This is a genomic window from Asanoa sp. NPDC050611, assembly GCF_040654855.1.
In the GTDB taxonomy this organism is placed as follows: Bacteria; Actinomycetota; Actinomycetes; order Mycobacteriales; family Micromonosporaceae; genus Asanoa.
In genome coordinates this window covers 1-1,906 of the sequence record NZ_JBFAIU010000646.1, presented here as the reverse complement: position 1 = coordinate 1,906, position 1,906 = coordinate 1, and the positions used below count along the sequence as shown (strand labels likewise).

At 74.7% G+C, this 1,906-nt stretch carries 1 protein-coding gene and 1 pseudogene; one reads left to right on the top strand and one right to left on the bottom strand.

Annotated features, from left to right (window positions below):
- The coding region (locus AB0H87_RS41420) for an N-acetylmuramoyl-L-alanine amidase (RefSeq protein WP_360159233.1) at positions 1 to 603 on the top strand (603 nt) is incomplete at its 5' end.
- Between the two features lie 166 nt (positions 604 to 769).
- Here the strand turns inward: AB0H87_RS41420 and AB0H87_RS41415 are convergent.
- Positions 770 to 1,906, bottom strand: a pseudogene (locus AB0H87_RS41415) (SMC family ATPase); the annotation flags it as partial.

The window sequence follows — 1,906 nt, the reverse complement described above, 5'->3', positions numbered from 1 at the left end:
GGGCGCGACCTCGAGGACCTGCGCGACCGGATCGACAACACCCGGTGGCCCGAGCGCGAGACCGTGCCTGACCTGACGCAGGGCGTACAGCACGCCGGCAACTGGGACTACAACACGCGCTCGATCGGCATCGAGCACGAGGGCTTCGTCGACAACCCGGCCTGGTTCACCGACGCGATGTACCGCGCGTCGGCCGCGCTGACGCGGTCGCTCACCACGAAGTACGGCATCCCGCGCGACCGGGCGCACATCATCGGCCACCGGGAGGTGCCGGGCGCGACGCACACGGACCCGGGACCCAACTGGAACTGGACCTACTACCTGCAGCTGGTCAACGGCGTCACCGGGACCGGCAGCGGCACGGTCGACACGGCCTCGACGAACCTCAACGTCCGGAGTGGACCGGGGACGGGCTACGCGGTGGTCGGCTCGGTCGCGGACGGCGCCGCGGTGACGGTCTGGTGCCAGGCCACCGGCACGACGGTCACGGGCACCTTCGGCACGAGCAACGTCTGGAACCGGATCGGCCTCAACCGCTGGGTCTCGGACACCTACGTCCTGACGGGCCACAACGGCTTCATCCCGGGCGTGCCCCGCTGCTGAGGTCGTCGCATGTCGGCGGATCGACCGGGTATGCGCTTTCGATGAACCCCGTGATCCCCGCCCAGATGAGCTTCGTCGGCAACGCCACGACCGTGCTGCGGCTCGGCGACTTCACGTTGCTCACCGACCCCAACTTCGTGCGCGCCGGCACCCGCCTGCACCTGGGCTACGGCGCGTTCACGCGGCGCCTGCTGGACCCGGCCCTCGACGTGGTGGACCCGGCCGCGCTGGACGCGGTGCTGCTGTCCCACCTGCACGCCGACATCCCGGCGAGCTGCTCGGCCAGCGCCAGCGCGAGCGCCAGCGACGCCTGGAAGGTCTCCCCGCCCGACAGCGTCCGCACGCCGCGGCGCAGGCCCGCGTCGTGGTGGTCGACGACCGAGAACTCGCCCTTCTCGTGCACGAGGTCGTACTGCCCGGCCGACAGCTCGCGCAGGATCCGCGACGCGCCCTCGACCAGCAGGTCGAGGGCTTCCTCCAGGAGCCAGCGCTCGAAGTTGTTGGCCCGCAGGTGGCCGGCGAGCGACTTGGCCACCTGGCCGTCGTGCTCGTGGGCGGTGCGCTTGTCGAGCAGACCCTGGGCCTGTGCCCGCCGCTCCTCCACCCGCTCGTGCGCCGCCGTCGCCCGCTCGACCGCCACGGTCGCCGCCCGCACGTGGTCGTCCGGGGCCGGCAGCCCGGCGTCGACGAACGCGGTGTCGAGCCGTTCGCGCGCGGTGGCGACCGCGGCGTCCGCGTCCGCGGCGCCCGCGGCGAGTGCCGCGCGGGCCGATCGCCGGGTCTCGACCTCGGCCGCCGACCAGTCGGCCAGCGCCGACCAGGAGCCGGCGAGGTCGTCGCGGGCCGTGGGCGGTGGCGCGAACCGGGCGACCGCGTCGCGGGCCGCGTCGAACTCGTGCCAGGCCGCGGTCAGTCGCTGCTCCGCCGCGGCCCGGCCCGAATTGGCCGTGCGGGCCTGCTCGCGGGCCGACTTCAGCGCCGCGACCGCGCCGTCGAGCGACTTCTGCAGCTTGGCCAGCGTCGCCAGCTCGCGGCGCAGCGCCGCGACGCCCGGCGACCTGGCGAGCTGTTCGTCGAGCGCCGCCAGTCGGGTCGCGAGCTGCTCGTGCTGGGCGCGGGCCCGGTCCAGCGTGCGCTCCAGCGCACGGGCCGACTGTTCGCGCTCGGCCACCCGCGCCTGCGCCTTGTCGTCGGCGGCCTTGGCCGCGTGGCCGGCCTTCTCGGCCGCCGGGACCGCGGAGGTCGCCGGCACCGCCGGCACCGTCGAGACCGGCTGCTCGCAGACCGGGCAGGGCGCGCCGGC